Source organism: Saliphagus sp. GCM10025317 (assembly GCF_042663665.1).
Lineage (GTDB): Archaea > Halobacteriota > Halobacteria > Halobacteriales > Natrialbaceae > Natronosalvus.
Map to the genome: position 1 here is coordinate 833,217 of NZ_JBHTAQ010000007.1, position 20,317 is coordinate 853,533.

19 protein-coding genes are annotated in these 20,317 nt (G+C 64.9%); 11 read left to right on the plus strand and 8 right to left on the minus strand.

Going from position 1 to position 20,317, the window contains the following annotated elements:
- Positions 1 to 420, plus strand: a complete 420-nt coding sequence (locus ACFQS4_RS18700) for an acyl-CoA thioesterase (RefSeq protein WP_500195320.1) — start codon at positions 1 to 3, stop codon at positions 418 to 420.
- A 37-nt stretch (positions 421 to 457) separates the two neighbouring features.
- On the opposite strand, the gene ACFQS4_RS18705 is transcribed toward ACFQS4_RS18700, so the two are convergent.
- The 4 genes from ACFQS4_RS18705 to ACFQS4_RS18720 all read right to left on the minus strand — a co-directional run bounded on the left by ACFQS4_RS18705 (position 458) and on the right by ACFQS4_RS18720 (position 3,636).
- Positions 458 to 1,129, minus strand: a complete 672-nt coding sequence (locus ACFQS4_RS18705) for a class I SAM-dependent methyltransferase (protein ID WP_500195322.1) — start codon at positions 1,127 to 1,129, stop codon at positions 458 to 460.
- Positions 1,130 to 2,029 (minus strand): thiamine-phosphate synthase family protein, encoded by a 900-nt coding sequence (locus tag ACFQS4_RS18710; RefSeq protein WP_500195324.1) that lies wholly within the window; start codon positions 2,027 to 2,029, stop codon positions 1,130 to 1,132.
- A gap of 138 nt (positions 2,030 to 2,167) precedes the next feature.
- Positions 2,168 to 2,773: a dCTP deaminase gene (dcd, locus tag ACFQS4_RS18715; protein ID WP_500195328.1), complete on the minus strand. Its 606-nt coding sequence runs from the start codon at positions 2,771 to 2,773 to the stop codon at positions 2,168 to 2,170.
- Between the two features lie 140 nt (positions 2,774 to 2,913).
- A complete protein-coding gene (locus tag ACFQS4_RS18720; RefSeq protein WP_500195330.1) occupies positions 2,914 to 3,636 on the minus strand; it encodes a thioredoxin domain-containing protein in 723 nt (240 codons plus the stop codon).
- A 103-nt stretch (positions 3,637 to 3,739) separates the two neighbouring features.
- On the opposite strand from ACFQS4_RS18720, the gene pth2 reads away from it, so the two are divergent.
- From pth2 to ACFQS4_RS18735, 3 genes are all read left to right on the plus strand, one after another.
- The gene (gene pth2, locus ACFQS4_RS18725; protein WP_500195332.1) at positions 3,740 to 4,078 is read left to right on the plus strand and encodes a peptidyl-tRNA hydrolase Pth2; all 339 of its coding nucleotides are present in this window, start codon (positions 3,740 to 3,742) and stop codon (positions 4,076 to 4,078) included.
- Positions 4,079 to 4,195: 117 nt separating this feature from the next.
- Entirely contained in the window at positions 4,196 to 4,861 is a 666-nt protein-coding gene (locus ACFQS4_RS18730) for an alpha/beta hydrolase (protein ID WP_500195334.1), read from the plus strand.
- Positions 4,862 to 5,207: 346 nt separating this feature from the next.
- A complete protein-coding gene (locus ACFQS4_RS18735; protein WP_500195337.1) occupies positions 5,208 to 5,813 on the plus strand; it encodes a hypothetical protein in 606 nt (201 codons plus the stop codon).
- Between the two features lie 84 nt (positions 5,814 to 5,897).
- Here ACFQS4_RS18735 and ACFQS4_RS18740 read toward each other — a convergent pair whose 3' ends face one another.
- Positions 5,898 to 6,872 carry a Gfo/Idh/MocA family protein gene (locus tag ACFQS4_RS18740; protein ID WP_500195339.1) on the minus strand — a complete coding sequence of 325 codons (975 nt, stop codon included), beginning with the start codon at positions 6,870 to 6,872 and terminating at the stop codon, positions 5,898 to 5,900.
- A 319-nt stretch (positions 6,873 to 7,191) separates the two neighbouring features.
- Between ACFQS4_RS18740 and ACFQS4_RS18745 the strand changes: the two genes are divergently transcribed.
- Positions 7,192 to 7,620 (plus strand): RDD family protein, encoded by a 429-nt coding sequence (locus tag ACFQS4_RS18745; RefSeq protein WP_500195340.1) that lies wholly within the window; start codon positions 7,192 to 7,194, stop codon positions 7,618 to 7,620.
- A gap of 108 nt (positions 7,621 to 7,728) precedes the next feature.
- Positions 7,729 to 8,931: an AGE family epimerase/isomerase gene (locus ACFQS4_RS18750; protein WP_500195343.1), complete on the plus strand. Its 1,203-nt coding sequence runs from the start codon at positions 7,729 to 7,731 to the stop codon at positions 8,929 to 8,931.
- 9 nt (positions 8,932 to 8,940) lie between these two features.
- On the opposite strand, the gene ACFQS4_RS18755 is transcribed toward ACFQS4_RS18750, so the two are convergent.
- On the minus strand, positions 8,941 to 9,576 hold the full coding sequence (locus ACFQS4_RS18755; RefSeq protein WP_500195345.1) for a DUF4013 domain-containing protein: 636 nt from the start codon (positions 9,574 to 9,576) through the stop codon (positions 8,941 to 8,943).
- A gap of 162 nt (positions 9,577 to 9,738) precedes the next feature.
- On the opposite strand from ACFQS4_RS18755, the gene ACFQS4_RS18760 reads away from it, so the two are divergent.
- From ACFQS4_RS18760 to ACFQS4_RS18775, 4 genes are read left to right on the plus strand one after another with little or no spacing between them, the layout of a single operon-like run.
- Complete coding sequence (locus ACFQS4_RS18760; protein WP_500195348.1) at positions 9,739 to 11,061, plus strand: ABC transporter substrate-binding protein; 1,323 nt, start codon at positions 9,739 to 9,741, stop codon at positions 11,059 to 11,061.
- Positions 11,062 to 11,081: 20 nt separating this feature from the next.
- Entirely contained in the window at positions 11,082 to 12,125 is a 1,044-nt protein-coding gene (locus ACFQS4_RS18765; RefSeq protein WP_500195351.1) for a carbohydrate ABC transporter permease, read from the plus strand.
- Positions 12,125 to 13,030, plus strand: coding sequence for a carbohydrate ABC transporter permease (locus ACFQS4_RS18770; protein ID WP_500195354.1), 906 nt, complete (start codon positions 12,125 to 12,127; stop codon positions 13,028 to 13,030). Before ACFQS4_RS18765 ends, ACFQS4_RS18770 begins: the two co-directional genes overlap by 1 nt.
- Before the next feature lie 38 nt (positions 13,031 to 13,068).
- On the plus strand, positions 13,069 to 14,214 hold the full coding sequence (locus ACFQS4_RS18775; RefSeq protein ID WP_500195357.1) for an ABC transporter ATP-binding protein: 1,146 nt from the start codon (positions 13,069 to 13,071) through the stop codon (positions 14,212 to 14,214).
- A 31-nt stretch (positions 14,215 to 14,245) separates the two neighbouring features.
- Here ACFQS4_RS18775 and ACFQS4_RS18780 read toward each other — a convergent pair whose 3' ends face one another.
- Together ACFQS4_RS18780 and ACFQS4_RS18785 are read right to left on the minus strand one after the other, a co-directional pair.
- Positions 14,246 to 15,736 (minus strand): flippase, encoded by a 1,491-nt coding sequence (locus ACFQS4_RS18780; RefSeq protein ID WP_500195360.1) that lies wholly within the window; start codon positions 15,734 to 15,736, stop codon positions 14,246 to 14,248.
- A 433-nt stretch (positions 15,737 to 16,169) separates the two neighbouring features.
- A complete protein-coding gene (locus ACFQS4_RS18785) occupies positions 16,170 to 16,532 on the minus strand; it encodes a DUF7344 domain-containing protein (protein ID WP_500195362.1) in 363 nt (120 codons plus the stop codon).
- A gap of 239 nt (positions 16,533 to 16,771) precedes the next feature.
- Between ACFQS4_RS18785 and ACFQS4_RS18790 the strand changes: the two genes are divergently transcribed.
- Complete coding sequence (locus ACFQS4_RS18790; protein ID WP_500195365.1) at positions 16,772 to 20,251, plus strand: PAS domain S-box protein; 3,480 nt, start codon at positions 16,772 to 16,774, stop codon at positions 20,249 to 20,251.
- Positions 20,252 to 20,317 lie beyond the last annotated feature (66 nt).

Genomic DNA, 20,317 nt, shown 5'->3' on the forward strand with positions numbered 1-20,317 from the left:
ATGACTAATCTCGCTACCGACCTCCCGTTCACCGTCGACGTCCCGATCCGCTATCGCGACCTCGACACCTTCAGCCACGTCAACAACGCCGTCTACGTAACCTACCTCGAGTCGGCCCGGGCCGCGTACCTCGAGGCCGTCGCCGAGCTCGCGGTCGAGGACTACGGGTTCGTCGTCGCCAACCTCGAGATCACCTACGAGCGGTCGATCACGATGGGCCAGGACGTCGTCGTTGCGACGGGGACCACCGAGCTAGGTACCTCGAGCTGGACGATGAACTACGAAATTTACGCCGACGGGACTCGTGCGGCGGCCGCGGAGACGACCCTCGTGTGCGTCGACGCCGAGACGCGCTCGTCGGCGCCGATGCCGGACTCGTTGCGTCAGCGGATCGTCGAGTACGAGGGGCTCGAGGGCTGACGGCTCGCTCGAGCGACGGAATGGGTCGATTCGAGGATCAGTCGATTCGCCCGCCCGTTAGCCGCACGACGCCGCCAGTGTGGGTCTCGTGGGCGACCGCACTCGCCCGCACCCGGAGCCGATCGTGGGCGTCTCGCACCTTTCGATCGAGCTGTCCCGAGAGGTCGCGGTCGTAGCGAAGCCGCGTCGTCGGTGGCGTCGACAGGGCGACGACGATCCCGAAGAGCGCGTTGACGGGCGGTGCGTACCAGTGCTCGCTCCGACCGGCGTTGACGAGGACGAGGTGGCCCCCGGGCGCGAGCGTGTCACACCATTGGTCGACCGCTCGAGCCGGCTCGTCGAGCATGCCGACGACGAAGGTGGCGAGGATCGCGTCGACCCCGTCTTCGTCGGGGATCGGCGGCTGGGTCGCATCTGCTCGGACGACGTGAACGTTGTCGTACTCGGCCGTCGCTACGCGCGCTCGCTCGAGCACGCCCCGGGTGAAGTCGAGGCCGACGACGGTGCCTCCGGGGCCGACCTGCTCGCGCAGGTAGGGCAGGTTGGCGCCCGTGCCACAGCCCATCTCGACCACGGTGTCGCCCGGCTCGAGTCGGCAAGCGAGGGCGGCTTGGCGCCTGAGTGTAACGATGCCGGGCGTTCGCGTGGCCAGCAGGTCGTACAGGCGCGACCAGCGGCCGTAGAACGCCTGTGCATCCTCGTCTGCCATTCAGACCAGCTCGCGGATCGTCCTCGCGACCGCCTCCGCGTCCGGACCTAGCACGTAGGTGAGGGGTTCGATGCCCTCGCCGCCGGTCTGGTAGAGGACGGTCGCCGCCGGCGTCTCCTCGATGGCCGCCCCGACGCTCGAGGCGACGTCGCCCGATTCGTCGAACTCCGCGAGGCCGTGGCCGCGTTCGGCCAGTGTGTCCAAGAGCGCGGGCTCGTACCGGACGTTCACCGCGGCCGTTGCGTCGCTGCCGTGGCGTCGCGCGGCGAGGAGCACTGTGGCCACGTGCTCGGAGACGCCGAACTCGGGCTCTCCGGGGACCGTCGCTCGCCCCTTGACGTCGAAGATTCGTCCGGGGACGCCCGCCACGTCGTCGACGTCCTCGGCGTCGGGGACGCAGGCGACGAGATTCGACCCCACCGCCGGGATCAGGCCGGCGAACCCGCTCGCGTTCTCGAGGATGCGCAGCCCGCGCCGGAGCGAGGATCGAACCCGCTCGCTCGAGCGGACGGCGCTCTCGGGGTCGTGGACGCGAAAGCTCGCGTCGTGTTCGGCCAGTTGCGGGACGGATTCCTCGTGGAGCGTCGCCAGCAGGTCGCCGGGACTCTCGAGGTCGCGCACGAGTACCTCGATTTCGACGAGCGCCTGGACCGGCGACATATCGCCGCTCGAGAGTCCCTCGCCGAGTCGCGTGACGAGTTCCTGGACGCGGTCGTCCTCGGCGATGCGGTCGTTCGTGGCCACGTCGCCGTGGGCGTACTTCGAGACGGCGCTCTGGCTGATGCCGAGGACCTCGGCGACCTCACTCTGGGTCAATCCCCGCTCGCGGAGCTCCCCCGCGAGCTGTGAGCGGATCGTCGGCAGGAACTCCTCGACGACGATCTCTTCGACGAATTTCATCTGCCCGGGCCTAGGTGCCGGGGTGCAATAACTGTGGGGATCGTCCTGGCCGTACTTCTCGTAGCTCGCGGCTCCCGTCGCTCGAGGCGCGCGGCTCGGTCTACGGGAAGAAGCCTCGTGGCTTGATCCCGAGGCGGTTCACTCCTCGTGACGGTCGAGCTGATCGCCGCCGAACTCGTCGTCGCGCTGGATTCGGGAGGCCTGCGGGCCGTCCTGGTCCTGGTACTTCGAGCCGCGTTCGCTCCCGTAGGGGCGATCCGCCGGCGTCTTCAGCTCCGTGAAGGTGAGCTCTGAGATCCGCATCCCCGGCGAGAGGGCGACCGGCGCACTGCCGAGGTTCGACAGCTCGAGGGTGATCTGCCCTCGATATCCGGGGTCGCACAGACCCGCGGTCGCGTGGACGACCACGGCAAGCCGTCCCAGCGAAGAGCGGCCCTCGACGTGAGCGATCAGGTCCGCCGGAATCTCGACGCGCTCGTGGGTCGTCCCCAGCACGAAGTCGCCGGGGTGGAGGATGAAGTCCTCGCCGTCCTCGACGACGGTCTCGGTGACGTAGTCGTCGACCTCGCGCTCCTCGTTCGGGTGGATGCAGGGGATGTTCGTACGCTGGAACTCGAGGAATCGACTCCCCAGCCGGAGGTCGACGCTCGCCGGCTGGATCTGCAGGTCGTAGTCGTCGATCGGTTCGACCACGAGGTCGCCCGCCTCGAGTCGGTCGAGGATGTCCGCGTCCGAGAGGATCATGTACGGGGACTCGCGTGCGGCGTGGTAAATGGTTCGGATCTGCGGGCGCTCTGGTTTGGCCCTTAGGCGTTTTGTGGCGGGGCTGATGGTGGCGCGGGTGCGATGGTAGCCAGAGCCGTGTCTATCCTGCAGTCGACGCGTCAGTCGTCCGCGAGCGCCTCGTCGATCGCGCCGACGATCGCCGCCGTGTCGGGCTCTACTCGCTCGCCGTCGACGACGATCCATGGGGTTTCATTGATACCTTGCTCCATGCCGTAGGCGCGCTCGGCCTCGAGGCCGTCCCGGTAGGTCACGTCCTCGGCGTCCGCCCGAACCTGCTCGGCGTCGAAGCCGAGGTCGCCCGCGACCTGTTCGATGAGGTCGTAGGAGTACCCGTCCTCCCAGTGGGTGAGGATTTCGCCGGTGAACTCGAAGAACGCCTCGTTGCCCTCCTGATCCTGGACCGAGCGGGCCGCGCTCGCGACGGCGTAGGACCACTCCTCCTGGACGGGGATGGGAAAGTCTCGGTGTTCGTATCGAATCTGCTCTGCGTCGACGTACGCTTCCTTGATGTCCGGAAAGATCTCTGTGTGGTAGATAGCGCAGTGGCCGCAGCCGAAGTCCTCGAAGACGGTGACCGTAACGTCTGCGTCCGGGTCGCCGATGACGGGTATCTCGAGAAGGTCGTCCTCGTCGACGCCGGAGTCAGACCCGTCGCCGTTGCCGTTGCCGTTGCCGTTGTCGTTGCCGTTGCCGCCGTCGTTTCCATTCCCGTCGCCGTCGCCGTTCCCGTCGCCCTCCGCATCACCGCCACCGAGACAGCCAGCACCGGCGACCGCCGACCCGGCGGCGAGTGCGGCGAAGTGTCGTCGCGTCACGTTCATGCCCCATCGTATCGAGTCCGTGCGCAAATAGGTGTCGCAGTCGCCATCCTGTAGCTCGAGCGTAACCGCGGGCATTTTACCGGTCGTCCACCTCGTCGTCCCCATGAAACAGGCAATCGTCGCCCGAACGGACATCGGTATGGGAACGGGAAAACTCGCCGCGCAGGTGGCACACGCCTCGCTGTCGGCCTACGAGAAGGCCGACGATCGGTCGCGCCGACGCTGGAAGAACGGCGGCCAGAAGAAGATCGTGCTGAAGGGCTCGAGCGAGCGCGAACTCCACGAACTCGCGGCGATTGCCGACCAGGAGGGACTGCCGAACGCGGTCGTCCGCGACGCGGGCCACACCCAGCTCGAGCCGGGGACGGTGACGACGCTGGCCGTCGGCCCCGGCGACGAGGAGCTGGTCGACCGGGTGACGGGCGAGCTGTCGTTGTTCTGATCGACGGGGTCTGCCTCGCGATGCGATCCCGAGGACGCCCGTCCGACGGCGCGCTCGAGTGCACCCCAATTCGCCGCCTCGAGAACGCCTTTCACGCTCGAGGCCGTTCGTTCACCTATGAGTGGAACGCCGACCCCTAACGCCGGCGACGACCCGCACGGCGACCAACCCGTCGAACGTGCCGGCGCGGACCTCGAGGACGCCAGCGCCGCGATGATCCTGGTCCACGGTCGCGGCGCCCGCGCCTCGGGAATGCTCGAGATGGCCGCCCAGTTCGACCGCGACGACGTGGCCTACCTCGCGCCCCAGGCCGCCCGCGGGACCTGGTATCCCCAGTCGTTTCTCGCCCCGATCGAGGCCAACGAGCCGTACCTGACCTCGGCGCTCGGCCTGCTCGAGTCGACGCTCGAGACCGCGAACGAGTCGGTCCCAGTCGAACGGACGATCCTGGCCGGCTTCTCACAGGGGGGCTGTCTCGCCAGCGAGTTCGCCGCCCGAAATGCCCGCGAGTACAGCGGCGTCGTCGCCTTCTCCGGCGGGCTGATCGGTCCCGAGGGAACCCCCCGAGAGTATGACGGCTCGCTCGAGGGCACGCCAGCATTCTTCGGGTGTAGCGACCAGGACCCCCACATCCCGCTCGAGCGGGTGCACGAGTCCGTCGAGGTCTACGAGGGACTCGGAGCAGACGTCACCGAACGAATTTACGAGGGGATGGGCCACACGATCATCGAGGACGAGATCGAATTCGTTCGTGAGATCGTCGACGACGCGGCCGACCAGTAGCCCGAGAAGCCGCTACTATGGCGTTCGACGCAGTGGCCGTACAGCGATGACGAGCGGCAGTTTACACTATACTTTTTGTAGCGAATCCTGATTGCCGACTCGAGCGGATCGTTCTCTCTCCACCAGCGGCGTTCGGGACGGCGGTTTCCGCACGCGGCCTGAAACCGATCGCCCGCCGCGGCTTCGCTCGTCCACCGTCGATCGCTTCGAAGTCCGCGCACGGTCGGTAAATATGCGGTATAAACCGAAATAAATGCGCAATTAGCGGTCTTTATTCCGATTTTATTATGAATTTGGCGGCAGTCTTAGATAGATCTGAAGCCAATTACGTGTGTGACCATAAACCATGTCTAACGTCAGCGAACGAAATCTGGCATCGCGTACCATCGAGGGAGTGGAAGCACTGGTTAGCACGGAATCCGGCGAGGTTTTTATCGACGTACCAGCCGCGAATCCGCGCTACATCCGCGTCGAGGAGGGCGACGTGATTCAGGAAGGAGACGCCCGCTCGCGAACGGAAGAAGAACTCGCATCCGACTCCCTTAGAAAATGGACGGTAGATACGATTGGACCGGAGACGGTCATCGGGACGGATCGAGAGACGGATGAGCGACGCGAATGGGATCGCGAGTCGCTCGAACAGAAACTCGCGATCGGCAGTCTCTCCACGAACCTCACCGATTTTGAACGAGTAAACGTTGGGGAACCCCGCACGGCGGATCGGGACGGCGGACGGTCGGACGAGCAACTCGTGACCGTGACCACGTATGGGAACGACAGCCGAAAATTCACCCAATCGTACCGCCTCGTCGACGTCGATGAAGGTGGCGACGAACGCCGCCTCGAGCTGGCCAAATCGGACAAACGGATCGAGGGGTTCGAAGACGATTTGCGAAAGGAGTTCAACGAAGCGGTCGAGCTCGCGCTGCGAAACGAAGGGTACGCGGTCTGACCGGCGTTTCGCTTCGACTCGGCGTTCCTTTCAGCGGTGTTTCGAGGCAGACCTGTCGTCGGTTTTCGTTTCTCGGCCTCTGACTCACTCCACGGACACCGGCTCTCCACGCTCGGCACTTTCGTACAACGCGTCGATCACGCGCATGTTCGCGATCGCTTCGTCGCCGTCGGTTCGCGGCCGGGTCCCCGTCTCGACGCAGCGGGCGACGTGCTCGACCTCGAGTCGGTACTGGTCGACCGGTTCGAACGTCTCGACGCCGCGCTCGCCGTCAATCTCGTACTTGAGTTCGAGTACGCCGTTGGGCACGTCGAAGGCGTCGTCGACCTCGATCCAGCCGTTCGTCGCCTCGACGCGGTAGCGCTGGTGTTTCGGTGTATCGAACCCCGAGGCGATTCGCGCCGTCGAACCATCGTTGTACTCGAGGACGCCGGTCAGGGCAGTGTCGACGCCCACCTCTCGTGAGTCGTGAGCGTGAGCGTAAACGCGGTCGGGTTCGCCGAGGAACTGCCGGACGGCGGAGACGGGATAACAGCCGACGTCCATCAGGGACCCGCCGGCGAGCTCCGGATTCAGCCGGACGTCGTCGGGGTCGCCGCGCAGGGAGAAGGTGAACGACGCGGTGACCGAACGCACGTCTTCGAGCGCCTCCCGTGCGAGTTCGATCGCCCGCTCGGTTCGCGGGTGGTAGCGGTACATGAACGCCTCCATCAGGACGACGCCCTGGTCGTCGCAGTGGGCAACGACCTCGCGCGTTTCGCCGGCGTCGACGGCAAGCGGTTTCTCACACAGGACGTGGAGGCCCGCATCGGCGGCCCGCTTCGTCCACTCGCCGTGGAGTGCGTTGGGCAGGGGGACGTACACCGCGTCCAGGTCCGAATCGGCGAGGAGGTCGTCGTACGAGCCGTACGACCGCGGGATTCCGTACTCCTCGGCGACCGATTCGGCCCGTTCGGCGTCGCGGGAGGCGATGGCGCCGACGCGGTGCTCGCTCGAGTCGATCGCCGGGAGCAGCGCCTTCTGAGCGATTCCGGCCGTCGACAGCACGCCGAATTCCATACGCGAATCGCCGCCGAGGAGGGGCAAAAAGCCAGCGGATGCAGTGACGAACGGGAGGGTCACGGATACTGATCGGATCTTCGAGATAGTACTCGAAAGCGAGAACCCACCGAGATGGAGTTAGTGACTAGGTTTCATCGGCCACTCTGGTGTCGCTCTTCGTTCCCCAAAATCGACCTCGAGATGGCGATTGATCCGATGGGGCTAGCGTTTTCCGACAGCGGCACTCGGAAAGCATTCTACCTCCCCGTTCAATCCTCATCCGAACACCGTCTAGGAAGTTCAACAGTTATTTATGGAACCGTTCTGGAATTCACTTATGGGACGAAAGAACTTTAATTATGCAGGCGTTCTCGAGCGCGGTCTTGCATTGCTCCTCGATGGTCTCATTACGTTCGTGCTCCTGCTTGCAGTCTTACTCCCACTGATATTCGTCTTCCAGCCCGAATCCCCGGAATCGGCTGAAGCGCTGGCAGGTTTCGTCGGGATCGTTGGAAGTGCCGTGTACTACGTGGGGACTGAAGCAAATTGGGGTGCAACAGGCGGAAAGATGGTTATTGGTTTGCGAGTGGTCAATCGACACGGCGAGCGGTGTTCACCTGGAGAGGCCATCATACGGAATATCACGAAGCTCCTCGGTTCAGGGACGCTTTTGGCGGTCATCGTTGCTATCCTCCTCATTGTCTCGTCGGAGGACAACCAGCGTCTCGGGGATATGATGGCCGACACGATGGTCGTTCGAGACTAACTGACAGCGGCACGCACGAAACGATCCGCCTCACCGTTTTATCCTCTTTCGAACACCGCCAGGACACGAGACCGAATCACTATGTCGCCGTGCCCGGTAGGCACCGCCATGAACGTCTACCGTACTCGAGCCGGCCTGTTCCACCAGTTCCGGGACGTCTTGCAGTTCTACTATCCCGCGATGATCGACACCCGAATTGGCGGGTACGCCGCCCAGGTCGACGAGCGGGACGGCTACGTCTACGACGCGCGGACGAGACACCTCGTCGCCGCGGCCCGCGGCGTCCACAACTTCAGCCTGGGCGTCCTCGAGAACGGCCCGGACTGGTGTCGCTACGCTGCCGAGCACGGCCTCCGGTTCCTCTCGACGATCCACTGGGACGACGAGTGCGGCGGGTACGACTGGGTCCTCGACGGCTACGAGGCGACCGACCGTACCCGCTACTGTTACGGACACGCGTTCGTCCTGCTCGCCGGGGCGCGGGCCCACCAGGCCGGCATCCCCGGTGGCCGCGCGGAACTCGAGCGCGCGTTCGACGTGCTCGAGGAGCGGTTCTACGAGGCCGAACACGAGTTGTACGCCGATCGAGCGGCGCCCGACTGGGACTCGCTCCCACCCTACCGCGGGCAGAACGCAAATATGCACGCCTGTGAAGCGCTGCTCGCGGCCTACGAGGCCACCGGCGAGAAGCGATACCTCGAGCGGGCGTACACCGTCGCCGATCGGTTCACCCGCGAGGTGACGAGCACGACCGACGGCCTGCTCTGGGAGCACTACAACGAGGCGTGGGAACCGGATTTCGCGTACAATGAGGATCAGCCGACCCACCAGTTCCGGCCCCCCGGCTACCAGCCGGGGCACCACGCCGAGTGGGCGAAGTTACTCGCGCTGCTCGCCGAACATCGATCGGAGGGCTGGCTCCTCGAGCGCGCCAGAGAACTGTTTGACGCCGCGGTCGACCTCGGCTGGGACGACGAGCACGGTGGGCTCTATTACACGGTCCAGGACGACGGCGAGCCGATTGTCGCGGACAAGTACGGCTGGGTGCACACCGAGGCCATCGGCGCGAGCGCGTTGCTGAGCCGGTTCGACGACGCGTACGCCGAGTGGTACGATCGCCTCTGGGCGTACTCGCGCGAGCACCTGATCAATCCGAAGTACGGCAACTGGTACGCACGACTCACGCGCGCCCACGAGCGCGACGGTCCGAACCGCGGGCCGGCAGTCGAACCGGGCTACCACCCACTGACGAACTGCTGGCTCGCGATGCGGGCGCTCGAGGCGGATCCGCCGGCGTTCGGTAGCAGTTGAAGGCCTCGACTACCGCCGACCCGCAGCGTACCCGCGGCCGATTCGCCGACTCGAGACGAGCACCGCGTAGGCGCCGATCAGGGTGCCGGCGACGAGGGCGACCCCGCCGCGAGAGACCAGCGCGCTCGAGAGCGCGAGTCCGACGAGCAAGAGTGTGATCCCCGAGGCCCAGCCGACGAAGTACGCGCCGTGACTGGCGACCGAGACGATATCCGCGAACCCGGCGCGGATCGATCCGGCCCGTCCGTAGTTCGCGAGGGCGATCGGCAGGAGGTAGGCGGTCACTCCGAGAATCGCGAGCACCGCCGTCGAGCCCACGAGGACGGCGAACGTCCCGCCACCGGTCGGCACCTCGTCAGTCTCGGTGAGCAGGCGAATCGTACCAAGCGCGAGGACGAGGGGAATCGCCCCGTAGGCAATCGCGATTCCGGCGGCGCCCAGCGCCTGGCGAAGAACGGTGCGCTCGAGAAACGGCGGCGGATCGCGCTCGGAACCGAGGACGAGCACCGAAACGACGTATCCAAGGAGCGCCACGAGCGGGAGAACGGGGACGACTAGCACGTGGACGAGGACGCAGAGCCAGGCGGCGACCAGGGACGTCTCGGCGTGATCGCCCCGGAGCGGATACGCGAGGGCGTCGTCCATGCCCGTGAGTCGAGTTCGCCGAGGTTTACCTCTTGCGAGACCAGGGTTGCCACGTGACGATTCGGCCGCGCACCCGACTCGAGCCACCTGTCTCGAAATAAACTCGCTACCGAGTGAAATATGCACACATTTATTATAATGACGAACCCATTTTCAGTCGATATGGGAAACCAGAACGGAGTTACTCGTCGACGGTATCTGGTGACGACTGGTGCGATCGGTACCGCTGCCCTCGCTGGTTGTGCGGACGACGAGGGGGGTAATGGAAACGGGAACGCGACTGGGAACGGGAATGGGAACGGGAACGGGAACGGTGGTGGCGACGGCGACCTCGAGATCGTCCACTGGTGGACCGCGGGCGGCGAGGAAGAGGCGTTCAACGCGCTCGTGGACGGATACGAGGAGAGCACGGACTTCACTGCCGGCCCTAACCCGGCTCCCGGCGGCGCTGGCTCGGGGATCGACCAGACGATCCAGGCTCGCGTGATCGACGAGGAGCCGCCGGGAACGTTCCAGATCTGGCCTGGCGAGGCGCTCAGGACGTACACGAGTGCCGACGCGCTCGAGCCGGTCGGCGACCTGTACGAAGACGGCGCCCAGGACGCCTACCTCGACAGCGTCGTGGAGGCGGCCACCATCGACGGCGACGTCGTCTCGGTCCCAATCAACATTCATCGACTGAACAACATCTTCTACAACGTCGAGGTGCTCGACGACGCCGGTGTCGACGTCGAGAGCATCGACGGCCCCGAGGGGCTACTCGAGGCGTTCGAGACGGTCGATAGCGCGGGCTACGTCGGCATGGCCCAGCAGACCCAGGAACCATGGGGAACCCTTCAGCTATGGGAGGTCGTCTTCACGGGCCAGCACGGCGTCGACACGTTCCAGCAGTTCCTCGACGGCAACGCGGCCGACCTCGAGAGCGAAATCAACGACTCGCTGTCACTGGTCGCCGATTACAGCGAGTACTTCAACGAAGACGCAGGCACGGTCTCGTGGGACGAGGCCAACAACGCCGTGATCACCGGCGATGCGGCGTTCCACCACAACGGCGACTGGGCGGCCGGCGAGTACCAGACCGCCGAGGACTTCGAGTACGGCGAAGGGTGGGACTACGCCGCCTTCCCCGGCACCGAGGGCGTCTACACGCTCGTGATGGACTCGTTCGTCATGCCGGCGAACAATCCCACGCCAGACGCGACCGAGGCGTGGATCGAGTACTGTTCGACGGCCGACGCCCAGGAGCGGTTCAACCCCCCGAAGGGGTCGATCCCGCCGCGAACCGACGTGCCGACCGACGAGTTCCCGCCGTTTCTGCAGGACCAGATGTCCGACTTCGAGGATTCCGACGAACAGATCACGTCGATCGCTCACGGGAGCGGGCTCCAGCCGGCCCAGGCGAGTGAGGTCCAGGAGGCGTTCGCGGTCTTCACCGACAACTGGGACCCGGACGAGACGACCCAGGAACTGATCGACATCTTCTGAGAACTCGCTGAACCTAGTTCATGGACTTTGACATACGTCGAACACTGACGCGTCTCGCTCGCGGGCCTCGTGGAGCGGGTTCCGAAGAGGAACGAACCGACGAGCGACCCGTCCGAACCGACGGCGGCGCCTCGAGCGCGAGCACGAGTGCAACCACAAGCAGGCGCACCAGTCGCTGGACCCGACTCCGTCACAGCGAGGCCGTGCAGGCGATCCCGTTCTGGCTCCCGCCGGCGCTACTGATGGGCCTGTTCGTCTACGGGGCGATCAGCTGGAACCTGCTCATCTCGCTTACCGACTGGAGCAGTCTGCTGGGGCCCGATTACACGGACCTGTCGCTCGATATGTACCGCCAGATGCCGGACGATAAGTCGTTCAGGGCGGCGTTTCGGAACACGGTCGTCCTGCTGGTCGCGTTTACGGGCGTTTCACTCGCGATCGGGCTCGTGTTGGCAATTCTCGTCGACCAGAACATCCGCTTCGAGAACACGTTCCGGACGATTTACCTGCTGCCGATGGCGCTGTCGTTCGTCGTCACGGCCATCTTTTGGGCGTGGATGTACAACCCGACGACGGGGACGATCAACGTTTTCCTCCGGGGGCTCGGGCTCGATTTCCTGACGAGAAACTGGATCGGTAACCCCGATACCAGGCTCTGGGCGATCATCTTCGCGCTGACCTGGCAGTTCAGCGGCTACGCGATGGTCGTCTACCTGGCCGGGCTCCGGGCGATTCCGGACGCCCACTACGAGGCCGCGAAAGTCGACGGGGCCAGTACGTTTCGCATGTACTTACGCGTCATCGTCCCCCAGTTGAGCGCGGCGACCACGTCGGCGGCAGTCGTGCTGATGGTGTTCGCGCTGAAAGCGTTCGACTTCATCTACGTCATGTTCGGGGACAACCCCGGTCGATCCGCGGACATCCTCGCAGTGATGATGTTCCGGGTGGCCTTCTCGCGGACTCAGTGGGCGTACGGCGCGGCCGTCGCGACCGTCCTCTTCCTGCTGGCGCTGACGGTCGTCGGTCCGTACCTGTATCTGCAGTACAAGCGAGGTGATCTGTAATGGCACACGCCGAATCCGAAACGGCCGACGAAACGCCCGCCGGAACGCTCGAGCGCCTCGACACCCAGCGAATCGCGCTCTACGTGATCCTGGTCGGCTTGATCGCGTTCTACCTCTCACCGCTGTGGGGCGGGGTGACGACCGCGTTCAAAACCGACGCCGGGTTCGTCCAGACGACGCCGCTGATCCCGCCGACGCCCGAGTGGTTCACCCTCGCGCCGTGGCAGGAGGCGTTCGGCCGATTGCAGGGCGGACTCCTCAACAGCGTCACGTTCGTCGTTCCGGCGACGGTCCTGTCGGCGCTGTTCGGCAGTCTCGCGGCGTACGGCCTGACGAAGCTGTCCTGGCGCGGCCAGGTCGGCGTCCTCGTAATCTTCCTCGCGGGGGTCTTCCTGCCGTATCAGTCCGTACTGGTGCCGCTCCGGCAGTTCTGGTCGATGGTCGGCCTCACCGACCTGCTCTCGTTCGCGCCCTTCCTCGCCGAGCGGGCGGACCTGATCGAACTGACGATCACGCACACCGCTTACGGGATTCCGATCTGTACGATCCTGTTTCGATCGTACTACAAGGGGATGGACGACGATATGATCGAAGCGGCGAAGATTGATGGCGCGAACGCGTTCGGCATCTACAAGCGGATCGTGTTTCCGCTGTCGCTGCCGATGTTCGCGGTGACGCTCATCTACCAGTTCACCCAGGTCTGGAACGACCTGCTGTTCGCGCTCGTCCTCGTCAGTTCGCGCTCGAACTACGTCGTCACGCAGTCGTTGAACGAACTGCAGGGATCGCTGGCCCAGGAGTACAACATCCAGATGGCCGGCGCGTTCATCGCCGCGTTGCCGACGATTCTCATCTACGTGGTCTTCGGCCGCCAGTTCGCGCAGGGAATCACGGGGGCATCGTAACCGACCACACCTGGCACACCAGCACACCAACACCAACAATGGCCAACCTCACACTCGACACCGTAACGAAACGCTTCGACGACGGCGACGACGTGATCGTCGCGGTCGACGACGTCTCGATCGACATCGACGACGGCGAGTTCCTCGTCCTCGTCGGCCCATCCGGCTGCGGGAAATCCACCACGCTCCGGATGATCGCCGGCCTCGAGACCGTCTCCGACGGCGCGATTTCGATCGACGGCGAACGCATCAACCACGTTCCAGCCCAGCAGCGGGACATCGCGATGGTGTTCCAGAGCTACGCGCTGTACCCGCACATGACCGTCCGGGAGAACATGCGCTTCGGTCTCGAGGAGTCCACCGACCTCGACAAGGATACGATGAACGCCGCCGTCGAGGAGACCGCGGAACTGCTCGAGATCGCCGACCTGCTCGATCGCAAACCTAGCGAACTTTCCGGCGGGCAACAACAGCGCGTCGCGCTGGGCCGAGCGATCGTTCGCGATCCTGCCGTCTTCCTGATGGACGAACCGCTCTCGAATCTCGACGCCAAACTTCGGTCGGGAATGCGCATGGAACTCCAGCGCCTGCAAAACGACCTGGGCGTGACGACGGTCTACGTCACCCACGACCAGACCGAAGCGATGACGATGGGCGATCGAATCGCAATCCTGGACGACGGGAAACTCCAGCAGGTCGCGACGCCCCTCGAGTGCTATCACCGCCCGAAGAACCTCTTCGTCGCGGGCTTCATCGGGGAGCCGGCGATGAACTTCTTCGACGTGACGCTCGAGGGCGAGCGACTCCTGCTGGAGGGAACCTCCCTCGAGTACCCACTCTCGTCGACGGTCCGCGAGGACCTCGGCGACGCGACCGAACTCGTCCTCGGGATTCGTCCGGAGGACGTCGAACTGCTCGAGTCGGGCGGCAGCGTTCACGACTTCCCGGTCGAGGTCGACGTCGTCGAGCCGATGGGCAACGAGAACAACCTGCTGGCGACGTTCGCGGGGACCGACCTGTCGATCAACGCGATCACCGAGGGGATGCGCCTCGTGCGCGACGGCGAGCGGTACGCGGCGCGGCTCCCGGAGTCGGCGATTCACCTGTTCGATCGCTCGAGCGGGCAGGCGCTGCACAACCGTCAGATCGAGGACGAAGAGGAGTTGCTCGAGCCGCGGGTCTGACCCGCTTAAAGCACCGCCACGAGTTCTCTAGTCAGACGTCGCTCCCCGAGCCCAGCACCGTCCGCACGTCCTGCGGGTCGATCAACCCGCTGGCGAAGGCGAGTCCGGCCCAGACGACCACGCCGACGGCGATACTCGCGAACAGCATGCCCAGGCTCGAGATGAAGGGGGCGAGGACGACGACCAGCAGCCCCATCACACCGGTGATGGCGACGATTTTCCCGACCGTCGCCGCGAGTTCCTCGAGGCGCAAGGAGAGTTCGGCGTGGACGACGTAGAGGTTCACACCGACGTAAATCGAGTGGGTGGCGACCGTCGCGATGGCTGCGCCGACGACGCCGATGGTCGGGATCAGGACGACGTTGAGCCCGAAGTTGGCGAGGGCGGTTCCGCCTTTGGCCATCGCTCGAGCGCGAGCGCGTCCGAGGTAATCTAAGCTGTCGCTCGTGAGGTTCGTGATCGCCTGCAGGACGACGAAGACGCAGAGCACCTGCAACACGGGGACGGCCCCGGCGTACTCGCCGCCGAAGACGAGGGTCACGAACGGGTCGGCGACGATGGCCAGGCCGACTGCTGCGGGGACGTAGAGCAACAGCGTGTTCGTCAGCGCCGTTTCGTAGAGCGTTCGGGCGTACTCGATGTCGCCAGCGGCCTTCTGTTCGCCAAAATTGGGCGAGATGGTGAACCCGAGGGAATCCGCTGGCGCGAGGACGAAGTCGACGACCTGCTTCGCGAGGGTGTAGAAGGCGACCGCTACCGGGTTAAGGAAGAATCCAACGAGGACGATGTCGATCTGTTTGTCGATGACGTTCGCCCCCCGGGTCGCGGTGAGGGGAACGCTGTACTCGAGCACTCGGCGGGGGAGGCCCGGTTCGAACGACGATGCTCGGTCGAAGACGCGATAACACTGGAGGTAGAGGACGGTGATCCCGAAGACGGCGGCGACGGCGTAGCCGACGACGTAGCCGAAGAAGGCCCCGAGCGCGCCGAAGCCGGCGACGACGAACGCGACGGCGAACAGGAGCCGCGAGACGCCACCGATCGCCTGGACGGCGGCGCTGTACCCGAGCATGTTGAACCCCTGGAATGTGATGATGGCGAGGCCGTGAAACGACATGGCCAGGACGTAAACGGCTCCGGCGGCGAGAAACGGCGCGACGGCCCCGTCGCCGAGCATCGCGGCGATCCGATCGTGGCCAACGAGCAGGATGACCGAGACGGCCGCGATGCAGAGCACTTGCACGGCGACGGTCAACTCGAGAACGCGAGGGATCTGGTCGGGGGCTTTCTCTCGATACTCGGCGAGGTAGCGCGCGGCGGACTTCCCGAGGCCGCCGCCGGCGATCAACTGGACGACACTCAGTACGCCGATCGCCCAGAACAGCGTGCCGTAGCTGTCGGGATCGAGGAGGAACCGCGCCAGAACGACCATCAATACCGCGCTCGAGGCCATGTAGATCGCTCGAGCGACGAGCATAGCCTTGAAGCCGCGGACGATGTGATTCAGCGTGCGTGAACTCATTGTATGGGTGTCGTAGCAGTGGATGGAGGCAATGTGTGGGTCGTAGCAGTGGGTGGGAGGCGATGTGTGAGTCGTGACAGCGGGCAGACGGCGGCGTCGCGAGGCGACCGTCGTCCGTCCGACTGGTCGATTTCGGTTTGTAGCGGTCGACGGTCACCGACACGAGGCGGCCCAGTGGTCGACAGTCGGCGTCGAACCCACCGGTTGCTCGAGTCCAATGCCTGAATAGTGGTTTGTAATGCGGACCGTTCGCCCTCGAACGAGCGGGCTACCGCCGGGGGATTCGAGCAACGCCTTTCGCCGTCAGTGGGAGGCTCGAAACCGACGTTCGAACTCGAGCAGTGGCCAGTAAGCGGACCCTACGCGGCGACGCCGACGAGCGCGACGACTATCCGGCGACCGATCGTCGCGAGAACCCGAGAACGAGGATCGATTACTCGAGGTCGACGTCGCCAGGACGGACGACGTCGAGCGAAATCCCCGATGGCCGAATCACGTTCGTCTCAGGATCGTACTCGAGCACGTGCATATTGGCCATCTTGGGGAGGTGATGGTGGTGGAGGGAGATTTCTATCTCGTTGTGGTCGACGCTCGCCTCGTCCTGGGCTTCGCGGTCGTCCTCGCGGGCAGCGACCTTGCGGGCCAGTTCCTCGAGTGAGACCGTCTCAGAAGTCTCGGTGAGAACGTCTAGCGCCAGTCGACGACGGTCGGCGGCGAGCAAACGATGGCGATCACTGGTGCTGAGTTCGACTCCGTCCGAGCGTTCGTCCATCTCGGTGTTTGATGGGGAAAACATTGATTTACACCGGTCGGCTGGTGATTGCCAGCACGTACGGGTAGAGCGCGTCGACCCCTGTAAGGGCATACTAGAAGTGGTTAGGTATCTGCCGGCCTCGTGACGTAATCGATCTGACGCGTTCGCCTCCGGTTGGCTAAAAGAAGTCGTGCCGGAGTCGGCGGAAAATTGTTAGATGTTTGAACGAGGGAAGACTCCGTCGACGGAACGTTGATGCCCGAGTGTCTGGTATACGGGCTATGCCCTCGGAACTGCTGACACCCGCCCTCCGGGAAACCCTCGCCGTCTTCGACGGTGCAGGAGAACCTCGGACGACGCCCGAGGTCGCCACGGCGATCGAACTCGGTCGGCGGAGCACCTACGCCCGACTGGAGCGACTCGCCGAACAGGGTCGACTCGAGACGAAGAAAGTCGGCGCCAACGCACGCGTGTGGTGGCGACCGTCTCGACCATCCGAAAACGTCAGCGCGACGGCTCCGGATTGGCCGGCCGTCGCGGAGTCGCTGGTAACCGACGCGCTCGCCGAGATCGAGGTCGGCGTCTTCGTTCTCGACGAGGCCTTCGACGTCGCCTGGGTCAACGCCGCGACGGAACGCTACTTCGGCCTCGACCGGAAGCGAGTCGTCGGCAGTGACAAACGGCGTCTCGTCGACGAACGTATCGCGTCGACCGTCGCGGATTCGGCGGCGTTCGCAGAGACGGTCCTGGCGACGTACGACGAAAACACGTATGCCGAACGCTTCGAGTGCCGGGTGGAGGCGGCCGACGGCCGCGAGGAACGCTGGCTCGAACATCGGAGCAAACCGATCGAGTCCGGCGAGTATGCCGGCGGGCGGGTCGAACTCTACTACGACGTCACCGACCGGAAGCGATCGGAGCGCGAACGCCGCGATCGGGTGCGCCAGCTTCGCGAGGAACGCGACCTCACCGAACGACTTCTCGAGACCGCGCCGGTCGGACTCGTGGTCGCGGGAGCCGACGGGTCCGTCGAGCGAATCAACTCCCGGGTGAGAGACCGTCTGGGAATCGACGAAGGGGACGTCTCGGAATTGTCCGTCGAGGATTTGGCTGTCTACGAGCCCGACGGGGACCCACTCTCGGCAGCGGATCACCCGATTTCACGCGTGATCGAAACCGGCGAAACGATCACCAATCGACTCGTCCGCTACGACGGCTCGGGCGAGAATCGTCGATGGGTTTCTCTCACGGCGGCGCCGATATTCGGTGAGGGCGGGAGCGTCGAGCGGGTCGTCGTCGCCGGCAAGGACGTCTCGGACAGCAAACAAAGGGAGCGAGAACGGGAACTCGAACAGTACGAACGAATCGTCGAAACGATCGACGACGGCATCTACGTCCTCGACAGCGACCGCCGGTTCACGATGGTGAACGACGGATTCGCGTCCCTGACGGGATACGATCGGGAAGAACTCATCGGCGCGCACGCGGAGACGGTGTTCGAGGCGGTGTCCGTCGACGTCGCGAACGAGAAACAGGTCGAACTCGAGTCCGGGAGCCTGGACGTCGCCGCTCTGGAGGAAGAATTGTGTCGAGCCGATGGAACGTCGTTCGTCGTCGAGAGTCGGTTCGATCGCTTCGAGTTCGACGACGGGGAGACGGGCCGAGTCGGCATCGTTCGCGACGTTAGCGAGCGCGTCGAGCGCGAACGGGAACTTGAGGAGGTGAGGCGTCGCCATCGAACGATCGTCGAGCACTTCCCCAGCGGGGCCGTCGCCCTCGTCGACGAGAACCTGCGCTACACCACCTTCGGCGGCACGCCGGAGGGGGAGTCGGGCGTGACGAGGACCGACCTCGAGGGTAGCCCGGTCGAGGAAGTGCTCCCGCGGAACCTCGCCGATGTCGTCGTCCCTCGCTACGAGGCGGCGCTCGACGGCGAGCCCTCGACGTTCGAGGAGACGGTAGACGACAGAGTCTACCAGTTCCACTTCGTCCCGGTTCGAGACGACGACGGCGACGTCTTCGCCGCGACGGCGATGTCCCAGGAAATCACCGAACGAAAGCGATACGAGGAGCGACTCCGGGCGCTCTACGAGTCTTCGCGCGGATTCCTGACGGCCGACACGGCGTCAGCCATCGGCGAAATCCTGGTCGAGACGGCCCAGGAGGTCCTCGATCTCCCCGGCATCGTGGTCTACGACTACGACGACGACCGACTCGTTCCCGGAGCCTCCTCCACCGAGTCCGGGTTCATGCGTGATAACTTCCCGGTCGTTGCCCTCGACGAGCGGAGCCTCGCGGGTCACGTGTTCGATTGCGGCGAGAACCGGTACTACGAGAACGTCCTCGAGTCGCCCCACCGGCAGGTTTCACCCGAAGCAACCGAGATGCGTGCCGGTCTCTTCGTCCCGCTGGGATCGGAGGGGCTGCTCATCGTCGGCTCGCGAGAGGTCGACGGGCTCGACGCGAGTACCCGCCAGCTGGTGACGTTGCTGGCGACGAACGCCGAGGCGGCCTACGAGCGGGTGAACAAGGAACGTGCGCTCACGCGCCAGCACGAGCAACTCGCGGCCCTGAACAGCCTCAACGAGGTCGTCAGGGAGATCACCGACGCCGTCATCGACCAATCCAGGCGAGAAGAGATCGAGGCGACGGTCTGTGAGCGCCTCGCCGAATCCGACTCGTACCTGTTCGCCTGGATCGGCGACGTCGACACCACCCAGACGGTGAACCTGCGGACCGAAGCCGGCGTCGACGGGTACCTCGACGGCGTCACGATCACCGTCGATGCCGACGACGACCGGAGCGAGGGGCCCACCGGCCGGGCCCTTCGAACGGGCGAGGTTCAGACGACGCACGACATCGATGCCGACGCTCGTTACGAGCCCTGGCGTGACCGCGTCGAGCCCTACGGTTTCCGCTCGTCGGCGGCCGTCCCAATCGTTCACGAGGGAACGGTGTACGGCGTCCTGAACGTCTACGCGGAGCGGGCGAACGCGTTCGAGGGCCAGGAGTGCGCGCTGATCGGCCAACTCGGCGAAATCGTCGGTCACGCGATTGCCGCTGCCGATCGGAAACAGGCCCTCATGAGCGACGAACTCGTCGAACTCGAGTTCCGGATTCAGGACTTCTTCTCGACGGTCGATGTGTCCGTCGAAACGGCGGGAACGATCACACTCGATCAGGCGGTTCAGATCGAAGACGACGAGTACCTCGTCTACGGCACCGCGACGCCGGATGCGGTCGACGCGGTGACTGGTCTCGTCGAAGTCATCCCCCACTGGAACGACGTAACCTTCCGCTCGGCTGGCTCTCCGACGGGATTCGTGCTCCGCCTGTCCAGCCCACCGGTGCTCTCGGTCGTCGCCTCCCTCGGCGGCGTCATCGAGGGGGTCGTCATCGAAGACGGCGACTTTCGGATGACAATCCACCTCGCCCCGACCGTCGACGTGCGCCAGGTGATCGACGTCGTCGAGGCGGCCTACCCGAACGTCGAAATGGTTAGAAGGCGACAGATTACTCGACCGCACGACGACCCACAGCGTATCCAGCGCCGTCTCGTTGCGGACCTCACCGACCGACAGCGCGCCGCCCTGGTCGCCGCCTACCAGGCGGGTTACTTCGAGTGGCCGCGCGAATCGTCGGGCGAAGACGTCGCGGCGTCACTGGACGTGGCGCCCCCGACGTTCCATCAGCACCTCCGAAAGGCAGAACGGAAAGTGCTCGATTCGCTGTTCTCGAACGAGGGACAGGCTGAAGGGTAACCGACCTCGAGAGGAGCGTGGAGTCGCGAACGGGCCGTCTCGTTTGGGTGAAAGACGGCGGCCGGT